Genomic DNA, 15,898 nt, shown 5'->3' with positions numbered 1-15,898 from the left:
GCGTTCCGGAGCCTCAATCCTTGTGCGGATCGTGGCCCCAATTCATCAGCGACAACCGCCACGGTGAGTCGGGGTCCTTCCGGGCCTCTCCGCCCTGCTTGAGATGGCGGTGGACGTAGCCCACCACCTTGCGCATGGCGGCGTAATCGTCGTCCGTCAGGTCGGCCTTCTTCGTATCCTTGATCGCCAGGATGCGCCGGCCCATCGCGTGGCCGGTGGACTCGCCGCCGCCCTTCTTCTGGCCGACCTCCTTGCTGGCCTCGCTGTCGAGGTGCTTCTTCAGCGCCGCGGGCGTCATGTTGACGGCCTCGTTGAAGTCCGCCCACGTCGCCGCGTGATCGTCGTCCGCCATCCGCTTGCCTCCTGGGCCCTGTCGTTCGTGCCCGACAACGCGCCCGAGGCTTGCCGGCTCGCCTCCTTCCCTGCGGTCGGGCGCCGCACGGGCGGCATGCGACGCGACGCGGAAGCGTTTACAGGCCGGGTCCCGGGGGCTATCACCCCGACCCGACGAGCCTCCATTCTTTCTCCAAACCCCATTCCCGAAAAACCAGATGCGCGCCGAGATCGAGCAAGCCTCGGATGCCGCCAAGCAGTCTATAGGGCTGCTGAGGAGGCATCTTTGACTGGGATACAGTCGATAAACGCCTCGCGGAGCTGAACGCGGCTTCCGAGAACCCCGACCTCTGGAACGATGCCGAGGCCGCCCAGAAGGTCATGCGCGAGCGCCAGCAGCTCGACGAGGCCGTCACGGCGATCAAGAAGCTGGAGCGCGACCTCGAGGACGGCGCCACGCTGATCGAGCTCGGCGAGATGGAGGGTGACGAATCCTCGATCCGCGAGGGCGAGGCGGCGATCCTGGCCGTCGAGAAGGAGGCCGCGAGCCGGCAGGTCGAGACCCTGCTGTCCGGCGAGGCCGACGGATTCGACACCTATCTCGAGGTCCATGCCGGGGCCGGCGGCACTGAGAGCCAGGACTGGGCCAACATGCTTCAGCGCATGTATGCCCGCTGGGCCGAGCGTCGGAAGTACAAGGTCGAGGTCGTCGAGATGACCGACGGCGAAGAGGCCGGGATCAAGGGCGCCACGCTCCTGATCAAGGGCCACAACGCCTATGGCTGGCTCAAGACCGAGTCCGGCGTGCACCGTCTGGTGCGGATCTCGCCCTACGATTCCAGCGCCCGGCGGCACACCAGCTTCGCCAGCGTCTGGGTCTATCCGGTGATCGACGACCGGATCGAGATCGAGATCAAGGAATCCGACTGCCGGATCGACACCTATCGGTCGTCGGGCGCCGGTGGCCAGCACGTGAACACCACCGACTCGGCGGTGCGCATCACCCACAACCCCACCGGGATCGTGGTGGCGTGCCAGCAGGAGCGCTCGCAGCACAAGAACCGGGCGACCGCCTGGAACATGCTGCGCGCCCGCCTCTACGAGGCGGAGCTGAAGAAGCGCGAAGAAAAGGCCAACGCCGAGGCCGCGTCCAAGACCGATATCGGCTGGGGTCACCAGATCCGGTCCTACGTGCTGCAGCCGTACCAGCTGGTGAAGGACCTGCGCACCGGCACCCAGTCCACCGATCCGGACGAGGTGCTCGACGGCGATCTCGATCCGTTCATGGAGGCCTCGCTCGCCCAGCGGGTCTACGGCGGTGGTGAGGCGGTCGAGGATATCGACTGATCCGAACCTCCGGGGATCCGAACGATTGTCGTTCCGGTCCCCGGGGCGTCCAATCCGATCACCTCATCCTGAGGTGCCGGAGCGTAGCGGAGGCCTCGAAGGAGGTCTCCGGATACCGTTGCGATTGCGGGAGCTCTCCTTCGAGGCCCGCTGACGCGGGCACCTCAGGATAAGGGCGGTGGGTGGGAAGGCCTTGAGCATCCCACCGGCCAAGCCCCTCAATACCCCAGCGCCGCCCCGTCCTTGCGCGGGTCCGAGCCGGCCGCCAGCGTGCCGGCCTTGCGGTCGATCCAGATGATCTGGCCGCCGCCGAGCGGCAGCGGCGCCCGGATCGCCGGGTGGCCGCGCTCGATCAGCCCCGCCATCACCGCGTCGGAGATCCCGCCCTCGACCTCCAGGCTGCCGCCATAGGCGAAGCTGCGCGGGGCATCGAGCGCCTCCTGCACGTCGAGGCCGCGGTCGATGAGGCCGGAGAGCAGCTCGACATGGCCCATGGCCTGATAGTGGCCGCCCATGACGCCGAACGGCGCGACCGCCTGCCCGTCCTTCATCAGCATGCCGGGGATGATCGTGTGCATCGGCCGCTTGCCGGGCCCGACGCTGTTCGGGTGGCCGCCCTCCGTGCGGAACGACAGGCCGCGATTGTGCAGCAGGACGCCGCTCTCGGGTGCCAGGATGCCGGAGCCGAAGCCCTGGAAGATCGAGTTGATCAGCGACAGGGCGTTGCCGTCCCGATCGACCACGCAAAGATAGACCGTGTCCTTGTGGGCGCGGCCCTCGGCGATCTCCTGCCTGATCTCGGGATAGATCTCCGGCTCGCGGGCCCGGCCCATGTCGATCGCCCCGTGGGCGGCGGCCTTCCAGGCGTCGGAGAGGAGGTGCTCGATCGGCACCTGGGCGAGGGCGGCGTCGCCGAACAGGACGTCGCGGTGATGATAGCCCTGCTTGCAGGTCTCGGCGAAGAGATGCAGCCGGTCGAGGTCCGAGAGGGCGCCGACGTCGTAATGCGTGAGCACGTTGAGCATCATCAGCGCCGCCAGGCCTTGGCCTGCGGGCGGGCACTCGTAGACGTCGTAGCCCCGGTAGCGGGTTGAGACGGGTGTCACCATGTCGGGCCGGGCAGCGGCGAAGTCGTCCAGGGTGTGCAGGCCGCCGAGCGCGTTGAGCCGGCTCACCATGTCTTCGGCCACCGGCCCCGTGTAGAAGCCGCGCGCGCCCTCCTGGGCGATGCGCCGGAGCGTCGCCGCGAGCTTCGGCAGGCGCAGGACGCTGCCGATGGCCGGCACCTGCCCGCCGGGCAGGTAGGTCTCGGCGGCGTGCGGATCGGCGGCGACGCGCTCCGCGCCCCGCTGCCAGTCCCAGCCGACCCGTTGCTGGATCACGAACCCGTCCTCCGCGTAACGGATCGCCGGCTGGAGGAGCTCACCCAGCGAGCGGGTGCCGTGCTCGCGGACGAGCAGGTCCCAGGCTGCGACGGCACCCGGCACCGTGACGGCGTGCGGCGAAGTCGGCGTGATGGCGACGCCGTGCTCGGCGTACCAGTCGGGCGTGGCGGCGGCCGGGGCGCGGCCCGAACCGTCCAGGGCGAGGGGCTTGGTGGCGCCGGCGGGGGCGTAGAGGGCGAAGCAGTCGCCGCCGATGCCGGTCATCAGCGGGTCGACCACGCATTGCACGGCGACCGCCGCGATGCCGGCATCCACGGCGTTGCCGCCCGCGCGCAGCACCTCGATGGCGGCGAGAGTCGAGAGCGGGTGCGAGGTCGCGACGGCGGCGTTGGCGGCATAGACCGGGGAGCGGCCGGGGGCGGAGAAGTCTCTCACGGGATGTCCTGCTGTATGGATCGTCTCGACGAGACGACGCTGCTTGATCCAAAAATCGGCCTGAGTTGCCGGAGCGAAGCGGAGGCCTCGAAGGAGGGCTCCAGGGATCGTGCGGCTCGCTGGAGCCCTCCTTCGAGGCTCGCTGTGCTCGCACCTCAGGATGAGGGAGGAGGGTGGGAAAGAGAAAGTGCGCTTGTCACGCGCCCTGACCCTCGGGCATCGCCACCCAATGCCCCGGCGCCACTTCAATGAGCGGCCCGTCCGGCGGCTGGTCGTGGCCGGCCAGGTCCCGCGCGGCGAGCCGGGCGCGCTCCTCGGCCGGGTGCGGCACCGGCACGGCCGCGAGCAGGCGGCGTGTGTAGGGATGGCGCGGATCCTCGTAGAGGGCGTCGGCCTCGGCCATCTCGACGATCCGCCCGCGCCAGAGCACCGCGACCCGGTGGCAGAGGTAGCGGACCATCCGCAGGTCGTGGGAGATGAACAGGTAGGACAGCCCCATCTCGTCCTGCAGGTCCTGGAGCAGGTTCACCACCTGCGCCTGGATCGAGACGTCGAGCGCCGCGATCGGCTCGTCGGCGACGATGAAGCTGGGCTTCAGGGCGATCGCCCGGGCGATGCAGATGCGCTGGCGCTGGCCGCCCGAGAACTGGTGCGGGTAGCGCCCCATGAACCGCGGATCGAGCCCGACCCGCTGGAACAGCGCCGCGACGGCCTCACGCCGCTCCGGGCTCCGCATGTCCCGCCGGTGCAGCTTGAAGGCTTCGGCGACATAGTCTCCGGCGGTCATGCGCGGGTTGAGGGCCGCGTAGGGGTCCTGGAACACGGTCTGCATCCGGGCGCGCATTCTGCGCATCGCCCCCGCCGAGAGCTTGGCGAGGTCGGTGCCCTCGAAGGCGATCGTGCCGGATGTCGGCGGGTTGAGCATCGTCACGGCCCGGCCGATCGTGGACTTGCCGGAGCCGGATTCGCCGACGAGCCCCAGGGTCTCGCCGGGACGGATGTCGAAGCTCACCCCCTCGACGGCGCGGAACACCGAGGCCTTGCCGCCCCACCACGAGCGCAGGGGATAGTGCTTGGACAGGTCCCGCACCGAGACGACCGGATAGTCCTGCGGGCTCATCGCGCGGCCTCCCGGCTCAGAAGCTGCGGCAGGTCGTACCAGGCGGCGACGAGGTGGCCGGGGGCGGCGCCGGGCGCCTGCGCCAGGGGCGGCATCTCGGTCCGGCACCGGGGCGTCGCGTAGGCGTTGCGCGGCGCGAAGGGATCGCCCGGCGGCAGGTGGCGCATGTCCGGGGGCGCCCCCTCGATCTGGTGCAGGCGACGGCGCCCAGCCCGGCCGCCGGAGAGGTCCGGCAGGGAGCGCAGAAGCCCCAGCGTGTAGGCGTTGCGGGGATCCGAAAAGATGTCGTCCACCGGGCCGCGCTCCAGGATCCGGCCGGCATACATCACCTGAACGGTGTCGCTGATGCCGGCCACCACGCCGAGGTCGTGTGTGATCCAGATGATCGCCATGCCGAGCTCGCGCTTCAGCTCCTGCACCAGGCCCACGATCTCGGCCTGGACGGTCACGTCGAGGGCGGTGGTCGCCTCGTCGGCGATCAGCAGCTTCGGGCGACAGCTCAGGCCGATGGCGATCATCACCCGCTGGCGCTGGCCGCCGGAGAACTCGTGCGGGTACTGGTCGAGGCGCGCTCCCGCGTTCGGGATGCGGACGAGGTCGAGCAGTTCCTTCGCCCGGACGCGGGCGGCGCGGGCGTCGAGGCCCAGATGGATGCGCAGGGGCTCGATGATCTGCGCCGCTACGGTCATGCCGGGGTTGAGCGAACTCATCGGGTCCTGGAACACGAACCCGATCGCGCCGCCCCGAACCTTTCGGAGTTCCCGCTCCTTCAGGGCGAGGAGATCGCGCCCCTCGAACAGCACCTGCCCGCCGGTGATGCGGCCGGGCGGGCGCGGGATCAGGCCCAGCATGGCGAGCACGTGCACGCTCTTGCCGGAACCCGACTCGCCGACGATCCCCAGGGTCTCGCCCTCGTGCAGGGTGTAGGAGACGCCGTTGACGGCGTGGACCGCGCCGCCGTCGGTGTCGAAGGCGACCGCGAGGTCGCGGACGTCGAGGAGAGGCTTGGTCATGGGCGCTGTCATGTGCGCTGCCTCGGGTCGAGGGCGTCCCGCAGGCCGTCGCCGAACAGGTTGAAGGCGAGGACGGCGAGGAAGATCGAAAGGCCGGGCCAGATCGCCATCCAGGGCGCCTCGTCCATGAAGTTCTTGGCGGTGTTGAGCATCGCCCCCCAGGAGGGTTCCGGAGGCTGCTGGCCGAGACCGAGGAAGGACAGGCTCGCCTCCGCGATGATCGCGGCCGCGATGGTGAGGGTCGCCTGGACGAGGATCGCCGGGACGATGTTGGGCAGGATGTGGACCCGGGCGATCCGCCAGGGCGGGTTGCCCATGGCCCGGGCCGCCTCCACGAACTCCTCCGCCGCCACGGCGCGCACCTGCGCCCGGGTCAACCGGATGAAGGTCGAGGTCGCCGAGAGGCCGATGGCGATCATCGCGTTGACGAGGCTGGGGCCCAGGAAGGCCGCGAGCGCGATCGCCAGGATCAGGAAGGGAATTGCCAGGAGCGCGTCGGTAAGGCGCGAGATCGCCCCGTCGATCCAGCCGCCCGCGTAGCCGGCGAGCAGTCCCAGCGGCAGGCCGAGGGACACCGCCAGCGCCACCGACACGAGGCCGGCGCCGAGGGAGGCGCGGGCGCCGAAGATGATCCGCGAGAGGACGTCGCGGCCGACCTCGTCGCCGCCGAACGGGTGCGCGAGGCTCGGCGCGCCGCGGACGTTGCCCCAGTCGGTGGCGGTGGGATCGTAGGGGGCGATCCAGGGGGCGAAGACCGCCATGAGGATCAGCAGGCCAACGATGATGAGGCCCGCGACGGCGCTCGGGCGCGCCCGCAGGCGCCGCCAGAAGGCCGCGAGGGTGCCGGGTTCCTGGATGAGGGCCGGCGTGCCCGCGGGGGCCGCGAGGCCGGTGGCTTCGGCGATGGGGGTGCCGGTGCTCATCGGGGGCTCGCGGGGTTGGCAGCGATGCGTACGATCCGCGCACACTGCTTTTCAGCGCAGCCCATGATGGTTTCAGGCCGGCCAGTGCGAGATGCGACGCGCTCCCTCTCCCGTGCGGGAGAGGGTTGGGGTGAGGGATCAGGTCTTTCCGGAGAGTTCTCCTCCCTCACCCTGTCCCTCTCCCGCTCGGCACAGGGGACCCGCGCTTCACTCTGTGCACTCAATTGTAACTCCCGAAGTCGCAGCTCTGAAGACTGCGAGAGCGAGGCGCGGGCAATCATTGCGCTCATGCCCGCCTGAGCTTCGGGTTCACGGCGGCCGAGAGCAGGTCGGCGGCGAGGTTCAGGGCGATGTAGGTGGCGGCCGTGCAGATCACGACGCCCTGCACGGTGGCGAAATCCCGGTTGAACACGGCATCGACCATCAGCTTCCCGAAGCCCGGCACGGAGAAGACCTGCTCGGTGAGCACCGCCCCCGACAGGAGCTGGCCGAATTCCAGCGCCCCGAGGGTGATGATCGGGATCGCGGCGTTCGGCAGGGCGTGCCGCAGGGTGACGCGAAGCGGCGAGACGCCCTTGGCCCGGGCCGTGCGGACGTAGTCGGAGCCGAGCACGCCCAGCATCGCCGCGCGGGTGTGGCGCATCATCACCGCCGCGATGGCGTTGCCGAGCACGAAGGCCGGCATCACCATGGCGGCGAGGTTGTCCGACATGCTCTCGAACGGCGAAACGTAGCCCGAGGCCGGCAGCCAGCCGAGTTCCACCGAGAACAGAAGGATCAGCAGGATCCCGAGCCAGAAGTTCGGCACTGAGAGGCCCCACAGGGCGATCCCGTTGGCGATCGTGTCGGCGGCCTGCCCGCGCTTCACCGCCGAGAGCACGCCCATCGGTACGCCGATGGCCAGCGCCACCAGCATGGCGAGACAGGCGAGTTCGAGGGTGACCGGCAGCTTCTCGACGATCAGCTCGGAGACCGGCTTCTGCAGCCGGATCGACTCGCCGAGATCGCCCCGCAGCACGCCGCCGGCCCAGTAGGCGTAGCGTACCGGCAGGGGCTCATCGAGGTGGTACTTCTCGCGGATGAAGGCGATCACCTGCGGGTCGCGCTCCTCGCCGGTCAGCGCGGTGGCGACGTCCCCCGGCAGCAATTGCTGCAGGGCGAAGATGATCATCGAGGCCAGGATCAGGGTCGGGATCGCCAGGGCGAGGCGTCGGGCCAGAAATCGAAGCATCAGAGCCGCAGCATCAGTTGAACTTCAGTCCGGTGAAGCGCACGAGCCCGTCCGGATAGGGCACGAAGCCCGAGAGCTTCTGGCTGTAGGCCCAGAGCAGCTTGCGGTGCAGGATGTAGATGCCGGGCCGGTCCTTCAGCACCTGATCGGCCAGGGCCTTCCAGGCGGCCTTGCGCTTGGCCGGATCGATGGTGCCGCGTTCGGCCTGGAGGGCCGCGTCGGCCTCCGGGCTGCAGTATTTGGGATAGTTCAGCGCCGCCTTGCAGGCGAGGAAGCTGTAGGTGTTCCCGTCCGGGTCGGACCGGCCGCTCCAGGAATAGAGCTGCGCCTCGTAATTGCCCTTGTCGGCGGCATCGAGCGCCGTGGTGAAGTCCACGGCCTGGATCTTCACGTCGAACCCGGCTTCCTTGGTCATCGCCTGGATCACTTGGCCCACCTGGGGCGACTCGCTGTTGGCGTAGACGGTGAGCGTGATCTGCGGGTTCGGCTTGCCGGCCTCGGCGAGCAGGGCCTTGGCCTTGGCCACGTCCCGCTTCGGGATCGGGTATTCGGCGACGTAGTTCGGGTTCTTCGGGTTGACCCACTGGTTCCCGGCCAGGAACTCGCCGTTGTAGACGACCTGATTGATGGCGTTGCGGTCGATGGCGGCCTCGAAGGCGGCGCGAACCTTCGGGTCGGCCACCGGCGAGCCGGCCTTGTTGGGATTGAACAGGATCTCCTGGAAGCCGAGTTCGGTGGTGGACTCGAGCTTCAGCTTGGCGTCGCGCTTCACCTGCGCAACGTCGGTGGGGGCGAGCCGCTCCAGCAGGTCGAGTTGCCCGGCCCGCAGGTTGGTGAGCCGGACCGTGGCGTCTGGGATCGGCCGGAACTCGATCCGCTGGATGTGGATCGCGTCCTTGTTCCAGTAGTCGGGGAAGCGTTCGACCACGATCCGGTCCTGCGGCACCCGCTCGACGAACTTGTACGGCCCGGCGCAAACCGGCGCGGAGGCGAACTTGTCACCCAGCCGCTCGGCGGCCTTCGGCGAGACCATCATGCCGGCCCGGTCGGTGAACTGCGCGAGCAGCGGCGCGAAGGGCTGCTTCAGGTTGATGCGGACGGTGAGGTCGTCGACCACGTCCACCGAGTCGATCGGCGCGATCTCCGACCGGCGCTGCGAGCCCGGCATCGTCCTATGCCGCTCGATGGAGTACTTGGCCGCGGCCGCGTCGAGCTTCTCGCCGTCGTGGAACAGCACGCCCGGACGCAGGTGCAGGGTCAGCGCCTTCTCGTCCGGCGACAGCTCCCAGGAAGTGGCGAGCTGCGGCACCGGCTTCAGGTCCGGGCCGATATCCACGAGCTTGTCACACAGGGCGGCGAAGACCATCCGGCTCGCAAAGGTGCGGGCGAGCGTCGGGTCGAGAGCGTCCGGATCCTCCATCATGCCGTAGCGCAGGGTCTGCGCGGCGGCGGGCCCGGCGAGGGTAAAACCGGCAAGGAGGCAGGCGGCGAGACGCAACATGAGACCAGTCCGGATGCAGGCGGAGAGGGCGGCACGGATCGGCCGCAGCCGATCCGGGAGACGGGCGACACTGTCGCGCAGCCTCCTGGCATGCACAATCCCAGGCAGCATCCATGCCATGCGGCCAATCTGCATCTTGTATTCGGTTTTCCGTGGCAATCTGGCCCGGGCCTCCCGGATCGAGCCGGCGCCGCATCCGATCGGCGCCCCCCGCAGGCCCGGCGCCGACCGCGTCCGCGATGCGAAGGTCCGGCTCGAGAGGGATTGTACAGGGCCCGAGATGGATCCAATTTTATAGATCGCCTGAACAACCCGGAAAAATTTTGGGCCGCAAAAGACAGCCTGTGTATTCCTATTGATGATGCAGGTGTGATGGTCCGGCGGCACGTCGTCATGTTGCCTGCGTTGTGCTGGAACCAGCGCCGTCGCGACTTCTACGCCGTGACCGCCGACGTCTCGACGGAGGGGATCCGCTTCCGCTCCTCCTCGCTGTTGGCGATCGGCGAGGACCTGACCTGCAGCATCCGCCATGTCGGGACGCTGGAAGCGCGCATCGCCCAAGTGGCCGGTCAGGAATTCGTCGCCTGCGTCCGGGGTGGCCGCGCGATCCTCGCCGACCTCGCCCGACAGTTCGTGACGCTGGCGCGCGCCCAGGACCTGCAGCCGGAGCCGATCCGGGCCCACAAGCGGATCGTGCCGAAGCAGAAGATCGTCCAGGTCACGACGGCCTCCGGCCAGGCCTTCCTGGGGCATGTGCTCAACGTTTCAGCCTCCGGGGTGGCGCTGCTCGTCGACCACGAACTGGAGATCGGCGCGACCATCCAGGTGGGGCACAAGGCCGCGACGGTGATGCGCCACTTCGCGCACGGCGTCGGGGTCGCCTTCACGGAGCCGTTCGAGCCGGCTGCGGTCCACGAGGCGATGTCGTTCTGACGCGCCGACCCGGGGCGGCCCGATCCGGGGAGGCGCCCCGCGGCGATGGCCGCCGGCCCCTCGCAGCCGCGGTGGAACGGCGCTACATCTTCGCAGATCCAGCGAAGGATTTCCGATGAAGCGTCTGCTCTCCTCCCGACCCGCCGCGTCCCTGGCGCTCCTGCCGGCCGCGCTCATCCTGCTGCCCCAGGCGGCGCTCGCCCATCCGGGCCACGGAGCCGCGACGGGCGCGGAGGCAGGCTTCCTCCACCCGCTGATGGGCGCCGACCATGTGCTCGCGATGGTGGCGGTCGGACTCCTCGCCAGCCTGCGCGGCGGACGCGCACTCTGGGCGCTGCCCCTGTCCTTCCTGGCGCTGATGAGCGTGGGGGCCGGCCTGGGCATGGCCGGTTTCGCGCTGCCCCATGTCGAGGTCGGGATCGCGCTCTCCATCGTCGTGTTCGGCCTTGCCGCCATCATCGGCCTGCGCGCGCCGGTCGCCCTCCTGGCCGGCTTGGTCGGCGTCTTCGCGGTGTTCCACGGCTACGCCCACGGGACCGAGATGCCGGAGACCGCCACAGGCCTGACCTTCGGACTCGGCTTCCTGGCGGCCACCGCGCTCCTGCACGCGGCCGGGATCGGCCTCGGCGTCGCGGCGGCCCGGATCGGGGCGACGCGGGCAGCGCCGACCCTCGGCGCCGGCCTCGCCGCGGCCGGTCTCGCCCTTCTGGTGCTGCCCGCCTGAGTGCGGCGGCCGATAGGGTCCCGGGGCGAGCCTCCGCCGCAGGCGAAGGGCCGCGCCTGAGCATTCGCATCGATCTCGGGCCGGGGCACCGCCTCGGTCCCGGCAAGGTGCGGCTTCTGGAGATGATCGCCGAGCACGGCTCCATCGCGGCGGCCGGCCGCGCGCTCGGGATGTCGTACCGGCGGGCGTGGATGCTGGTGGAGGCGATGAACACCGGTTTCGGCCGGCCCGTGGTCGAGGCGCAGACCGGCGGGCGGGCCGGAGGCGGCGCCCGTCTCTCGGACTTCGGAACCGATGTGGTCCGCCGGTACCGGGCCGTGGAGGCGGCCGCGGAGGCGGCGGCCGCCCCGTTCCTGGGGCGGCTCGGGCAGGTCGGGGACACGTAACCGCCCCGGGCCCGGGCGCGATATCCGGGGTGCGATGTCACAGGCCCCCCGGGGCTGACCTCGCCCCAAGCCGCCCCACGTCCCGCCGGTCGCATCGATCCCGGCGGCAGGAAAAGGACCCGACATGACAAAGTTACCGACGCTCGTCCTGGCGAGCCTGCTGGCCGTCGTCACCGGCGCGCAGGCGGCCCCGAAGATCGAGCGCCTGCGCGGCACCGTCGAAGCGGTCTCCGGCGATGGCTTCACCGTGAAGACCCTGGACGGCGCGTCGGAATCCGTGGTGCTCGCCCCCGACGCGAAGGTCTCCTGGGTCGTCCCGTCGAGCCTGGACGCGATCAAGGACGGCGTCTTCATCGGCACGGCCACCAAGGGCGAGCCCCCGGTGGCCCTCGAGGTCGTCCTGTTCCCCGAGGCGATGCGCGGCACCGGCGAGGGGCATTACGACTGGGACATGATTCCCGACCGCACGGCGGCCGGGGCGCCGGTGAAGAGCGCCATGACGAACGGCACCGTGAAGGCGGACGTGCATGCGACCGCGCCGGACGCGCCCCGCGTGAAGAGCGCGATGACCAACGGGACGGTCAAGGCGAGCAGCGGCAGCGCGGAGCGGACCCTCACGGTCGATTACGGCCAGGGCCAGTCCCTGCAGATCCTCGTGCCACCGCAGGCGCCGGTCGTCAGCTTCGAGCCTGCCAACGCGTCGGCCGTCGCACCCGGCGCCAAGGTCTTCGTGATCGTTGCGCGCGGGGATGACGGCCGCGTCACCGCCCGGCGGGTCGCCGTCGGCAAGGACGGCCTGACGCCGCCCATGTGAGGGAAATCCGCCGGCGCCCCGTCGCCGGCGAATCGCGAGACGCTGACGCGCCGCCCGGCCCGGGATCCGAGCCGGGCGGCGTCCTGCCTGTCGATGCGGCACATCGGCCTGTCAGGACAGCATTCGTGCACATTGCGCGACCCGTTGCCGACTAAATCACCCGGGGAATGTTGCGGGGCCGCAACATCACTCTGGAACTGCCAAGGCGCTCACGAATCCTCGTTGCTCGCCGAAACCCGTTCGCACATGGTGATCGTGCACGGGGGCATCGCCAAGCGAGAGCCCGCAGGAGCCTGCCACCTAAGACGCGGGCCAAACCTACAGAACGTGCGGCTAGACCCGGACAACCGGGCACGTCCGCATCATTGGGTCTCGAAGCTTTGGAGATGTCTATGAAGCTCTTGAAGAGCTCATTGCTCGGGTCTGCTGCTGCGTTCGCGGCGGTAGGCGCAGCTCATGCCGCCGACCTCCCGGTCAAGAAGGCGGTTCCGATCGAGTACGTCCGCGTCTGCGGCGCGTACGGCGCCGGCTTCTTCTACATTCCCGGCACCGACACCTGCCTGCGTATCTCGGGCCGCGCCCGGTTCGAGGGCGGCTACATGACCAGCTACTCACGGCAGAATGCCAACGGCGGCGATACGTCGGGCTACCAGGGCCGGATGCGCATCAACCTCGATGCCCGCACCCAGACCGCCTACGGCACGCTCCGCGCCTTCGCGCGCCTCGATGCCATCGCGCGGACGGGCTACATCACGTCCGGGACCCAGCAGCGCATCGGCAACGCTTTTCCGGGCTTGGGCATCGACCAGTTCGGCCGCGACCAGCAGCACGTGAATGCCGACAAGGCGTTCATCCAGTTCGCAGGGCTGACCGCCGGGCGTGCATCCTCGTTCTTCGACTTCTACGCCCACGATTTCGAGATCTACGGTGCCACCGCTGGCTCCGACGTCGCCTCGACGAACCTGCTCGCCTACACGGCAACGTTCGGCAACGGCCTGTCCACCACGGTCTCGGCGGAAGATCCGGTCTACCGTCGCAGCCCGATCTTCTCGCCGACCAACAATCCGGCGGGTCTCCAGAACAATGCGACGCTCGCGAACTTCGCGCAAACCAGCGCACCCGCGCCGGTGTTCATCGGCTACACCGACGGTCTACCCTCGCGGTACAGCTTCGTCGACGCGATTGAGCGCTCGCGCGTGCCCGACATCGTCGGCGCCCTGCGCCTCGACCAGGCCTGGGGCTCGGCTCAGGTCTCGGCCGCCGTCCACGAGCTGAACGTCGGCAACGTGCAGAACGGCGCGGGTATCGGCACCGGCTCCAACCTCAGCATCCCGCACACCAGCACCGCGTATGGCTGGGCGGTCCAGGGCGGCCTGAAGATCAACACCCCGTTCATCGCGCTGGGTGACGCCCTCTACCTGCAAAGTGCCTACAGCAATGGCGCGCAGATCTATGCCGGATATTCGGCCTTCGCCGGTAGCTATACGCAAGCCAGCGCCGGATATCACGGACAGAAATTCAATCAGTATTTTTCGGATGCGACGATCGACCCGTTCACCGGCCAGCTGCGGGAGTCGCGGGCCTTCTCGGCGGTCGCGTCGTTTCTGCATTACTGGACGCCGGAATGGCGCTCGGCCTTTTTCGGATCGTACGGCGAGCAGGATTTCGATCGGAGCGCCCGGCTGGGGCAGGGCGCGATCTTCGGACTGGCGAATCCGAGAGGCGCCAACAGGTTCGGCGCCAGCGCCGTCGGGTTGCCGGGGACACGGTTCTACGCGATCAGCGAGGCCCTGCGCGACACCTACCAGGTCGTGGCGGGCGCCAGCCTCATCTGGTCACCGGTCCGCGATCTCGATATCGGCGTCGAGGGTTTCTACACCCAGGTCGGCGTGAAAAGCGGCCGCGTGATCGACTTGGACAAGAGCCCCACCGCCTACGCCAACGTCGCCGGCATCAACGCCGGCACCTTCGTCCCGCGCACCGTGACGCAGGATTCGGTCTCGCAGGTCCGCTTCCGCGTCCAGCGCGACTTCTGATCGGCAAAGCCGGTGGCGGCGCGTGGTCCCGTCGCCTGCCGCCGTGCCCGCCGACTTCGAGGCCCGGCACCCAGCCGGGCCATTGTCATGCGCACAACGATGGGGAGTGGTCTTTAATCCCGGCTTACGGGACAGGTGGCGCCCTTTGTTCCGCGGGTCGCGTTGCCGCCCATTCTCGACGCTGATACGCCGAATGTCACTTTATCTCCGCCGACCGTGCGGGACTCGACGGACCGCGTCCCATCACGCGGCCGCGACGGCGCGGCGAAAGGCGAAACGGCCCGCAGGCGGCGAGATATCCGGGGGGGACGCCATGACCAGCACCGCTTCGACGAGCCCGATCCCATCACCGTCGAAAGACCGTACCCGAGACGGGCGCGCGACCCGGTTCTGGCCGGACGTGTGGTGGCGCCTCATCGACCTCAAGATCGGCATCATACCGCTCCCGATCTTCGTCGTGCTGGCGATCCTCCTCACCGTTCTGGTCCAAGAGAGCGAGATCAAGCCTGACGGGCCGACCATGATCGCCGTCCTGGTGATGGGCGGCTTCACCTGCGCGGAGATCGGCAAGCGGATCCCGATCCTGAAGAACATCGGGGCCGGCGCAATCTTCGCGACCTTCATCCCCTCGGCGCTCGTCTACTACGCCCTGGTGCCGCCGCAGATGGTGAAGGCGATCACCGATTTCACCAAGTTCACCAACTTCCTCTACATCTACATCGCCACGATCATCGTCGGCTCCATCCTCGGGATGGACCGCGAGGTCCTGATCAAGGGCTTCCTCAAGATCTTCGCGCCGCTCGCCCTCGGCTCGGTGGCGGCGGCCCTGGTCGGCACGCTGGTCGGCACGCTCCTCGGCCTCGGCCCCTACAAGACGTTCTTCTTCATCGTCGTGCCGATCATGGCCGGCGGTGTCGGCGAGGGGGCGATCCCGCTCTCCATCGGCTACGCGGCGATCCTGGGCGTGCAGCAGGGCGTCGTCTTCGCCCAGGTTCTGCCGCCGGTGATGCTGGGCTCGCTCACGGCGATCATCCTGTCGGGCACGCTCAATTCCGTCGGCAAGCGCTACCCGCACCTCACCGGCGAGGGGCGGCTCCAGCCCGATTCGGACGAGATGAAATCCAGCGATGCGCAGGCCAAGTCCGAGGCCGCACGCGGTCAGATCGACCCCGCCACGATCGGCGCGGCCGGGCTGACGGCGATCACCCTCTACCTGCTCGGCGTCATGGCCCACCATCTCGTCGGCCTGCCGGCCCCCGTGGCGATGCTGTTCCTGGCCGTGTTCGCCAAGCTCGCCAGCGCGGTGTCGCCCCATCTCCAGGCGGGCGGCTTCGTGGTCTACAAGTTCGTGCAGGTCTCGATGACCTACCCGCTGCTCTTCGCCATCGGCGTGGCGATGACGCCCTGGCACGAGTTGATGGCCGCCTTCACGCTGGTGAACCTGATCACCATCGTGTCGACTGTGGCGACGCTGATGATCGTGGGCTTCGTCGTCGGGCGCTGGCTCGGGATGTACCCGATCGAGACCGCCATCGTGAATGCCTGCCACAGCGGCCAGGGCGGCACCGGCGACGTGGCGATCCTCACGGCGGCCAACCGCATGGCGCTGATGCCCTTCGCGCAGATCGCCACCCGGATCGGCGGCGCGCTGACAGTGACCGGCACCATCATCGCCATGAAGTGGATCGGTGCCTGACGGGCACCCGGAAAGGACGTC

General features: G+C 69.2%; 14 protein-coding genes. 7 read left to right on the top strand and 7 right to left on the bottom strand.

The annotated features are described in order from the left end of the window. Window positions 1-13: 13 nt before the first annotated feature. Window positions 14-352, bottom strand: a complete 339-nt coding sequence (locus GGQ91_RS02165; RefSeq protein ID WP_043385613.1) for a DUF3140 domain-containing protein — start codon at window positions 350-352, stop codon at window positions 14-16. A gap of 199 nt (window positions 353-551) precedes the next feature. Here GGQ91_RS02165 and prfB point away from each other — a divergent pair. Next, window positions 552-1,680 (top strand): peptide chain release factor 2 gene (gene prfB, locus GGQ91_RS02160; protein ID WP_100794053.1). Its coding sequence is split into 2 segments (ribosomal slippage): window positions 552-620 and window positions 622-1,680, totalling 1,128 coding nucleotides; the frame shifts between segments, so codons are not numbered across the junction. A gap of 218 nt (window positions 1,681-1,898) precedes the next feature. Here the strand turns inward: prfB and ggt are convergent. From ggt to GGQ91_RS02130, 6 genes are all read right to left on the bottom strand, one after another. Further along, window positions 1,899-3,500 carry a gamma-glutamyltransferase gene (gene ggt, locus GGQ91_RS02155; protein ID WP_043357403.1) on the bottom strand — a complete coding sequence of 534 codons (1,602 nt, stop codon included), beginning with the start codon at window positions 3,498-3,500 and terminating at the stop codon, window positions 1,899-1,901. A gap of 196 nt (window positions 3,501-3,696) precedes the next feature. Further along, window positions 3,697-4,620 carry an ABC transporter ATP-binding protein gene (locus GGQ91_RS02150; RefSeq protein ID WP_053609519.1) on the bottom strand — a complete coding sequence of 308 codons (924 nt, stop codon included), beginning with the start codon at window positions 4,618-4,620 and terminating at the stop codon, window positions 3,697-3,699. Continuing rightward, a complete protein-coding gene (locus GGQ91_RS02145; RefSeq protein WP_043385608.1) occupies window positions 4,617-5,645 on the bottom strand; it encodes an ABC transporter ATP-binding protein in 1,029 nt (342 codons plus the stop codon). The genes GGQ91_RS02150 and GGQ91_RS02145 overlap by 4 nt, the downstream gene beginning before the upstream one ends. Continuing rightward, a complete protein-coding gene (locus GGQ91_RS02140; RefSeq protein WP_043760181.1) occupies window positions 5,642-6,556 on the bottom strand; it encodes an ABC transporter permease in 915 nt (304 codons plus the stop codon). Before GGQ91_RS02140 ends, GGQ91_RS02145 begins: the two co-directional genes overlap by 4 nt. Window positions 6,557-6,842: 286 nt before the next feature. Then, complete coding sequence (locus tag GGQ91_RS02135; protein WP_182591258.1) at window positions 6,843-7,787, bottom strand: ABC transporter permease; 945 nt, start codon at window positions 7,785-7,787, stop codon at window positions 6,843-6,845. A 13-nt stretch (window positions 7,788-7,800) separates the two neighbouring features. After that, window positions 7,801-9,288 carry an ABC transporter substrate-binding protein gene (locus GGQ91_RS02130; protein WP_179697647.1) on the bottom strand — a complete coding sequence of 496 codons (1,488 nt, stop codon included), beginning with the start codon at window positions 9,286-9,288 and terminating at the stop codon, window positions 7,801-7,803. 393 nt (window positions 9,289-9,681) lie between these two features. Here GGQ91_RS02130 and GGQ91_RS02125 point away from each other — a divergent pair, with 393 nt between their 5' ends. The 6 genes from GGQ91_RS02125 to GGQ91_RS02100 all read left to right on the top strand — a co-directional run bounded on the left by GGQ91_RS02125 (window position 9,682) and on the right by GGQ91_RS02100 (window position 15,877). Next, on the top strand, window positions 9,682-10,221 hold the full coding sequence (locus tag GGQ91_RS02125) for a PilZ domain-containing protein (RefSeq protein WP_078947135.1): 540 nt from the start codon (window positions 9,682-9,684) through the stop codon (window positions 10,219-10,221). Between the two features lie 115 nt (window positions 10,222-10,336). Continuing rightward, window positions 10,337-10,945: a HupE/UreJ family protein gene (locus GGQ91_RS02120; RefSeq protein WP_182591257.1), complete on the top strand. Its 609-nt coding sequence runs from the start codon at window positions 10,337-10,339 to the stop codon at window positions 10,943-10,945. Window positions 10,946-11,052: 107 nt separating this feature from the next. Then, window positions 11,053-11,331 carry a winged helix-turn-helix domain-containing protein gene (locus tag GGQ91_RS02115; protein ID WP_342142342.1) on the top strand — a complete coding sequence of 93 codons (279 nt, stop codon included), beginning with the start codon at window positions 11,053-11,055 and terminating at the stop codon, window positions 11,329-11,331. Between the two features lie 124 nt (window positions 11,332-11,455). After that, window positions 11,456-12,145, top strand: a complete 690-nt coding sequence (locus GGQ91_RS02110) for a metal ABC transporter permease (protein WP_182591256.1) — start codon at window positions 11,456-11,458, stop codon at window positions 12,143-12,145. Between the two features lie 392 nt (window positions 12,146-12,537). Beyond that, the gene (locus GGQ91_RS02105) at window positions 12,538-14,181 is read left to right on the top strand and encodes a porin (protein ID WP_182591255.1); all 1,644 of its coding nucleotides are present in this window, start codon (window positions 12,538-12,540) and stop codon (window positions 14,179-14,181) included. A gap of 313 nt (window positions 14,182-14,494) precedes the next feature. After that, window positions 14,495-15,877 (top strand): 2-hydroxycarboxylate transporter family protein, encoded by a 1,383-nt coding sequence (locus tag GGQ91_RS02100; protein ID WP_182591254.1) that lies wholly within the window; start codon window positions 14,495-14,497, stop codon window positions 15,875-15,877. Window positions 15,878-15,898 lie beyond the last annotated feature (21 nt).

The sequence above is a fragment of the Methylobacterium fujisawaense genome, from assembly GCF_014138435.1.
Classification (GTDB): Bacteria; Pseudomonadota; Alphaproteobacteria; order Rhizobiales; family Beijerinckiaceae; genus Methylobacterium; species Methylobacterium fujisawaense.
Note: the sequence above shows the minus strand (reverse complement) of the source record. Positions and strands in the feature narration are given on the sequence as shown.